The sequence below is a fragment of the Shewanella sp. ECSMB14102 genome (genome assembly GCF_000813075.1).
Taxonomy (GTDB): domain Bacteria; phylum Pseudomonadota; class Gammaproteobacteria; order Enterobacterales; family Shewanellaceae; genus Shewanella; species Shewanella indica.
Map to the genome: position 1 here is coordinate 1 of NZ_JWGX01000148.1, position 404 is coordinate 404.

1 protein-coding gene is annotated in these 404 nt (G+C 56.7%); it reads left to right on the forward strand.

What is annotated here, in order from left to right:
* Positions 1-404, forward strand: a 404-nt coding sequence (locus RC73_RS19730; protein ID WP_039036224.1) for an IS110 family transposase, incomplete at both ends; no start/stop codon positions are given.

Sequence of the window (404 nt, forward strand, 5' to 3'; positions counted from 1 at the left end):
GGTGCATGACCGCACCAAGACAGCCAATCAGATGCACGGTTTCCTGCTGGAATTTGGCATCAGCCTGCCCAAAGGCTCAGCCATCATGAAGCGTTTGGCAGCTGTTTTGGCCGAGCATGAGCTGCCTGTGCGGCTGACAGTGCTGTTGCAACGCCTGCACGATCACTTCGTTTACCTGGATGAACAGATCAAGGAACTGGACAAACAACTGGCTTGCCAGCTGGCCGACGATGATCTGGGGAGCCGTTTGCTTAGCATGCCGTGTGTCGGTCCGATCACCGCCAGCCTTCTGGCTGTAGAAATGGGCGATGGCAAGCAATACCGATGCAGTCGCGATTTTGCGGCTTCAGTGGGCTTGGTGCCGCGACAGTACAGCACGGGCGGCAAAGCCAATTTGTTGGGGA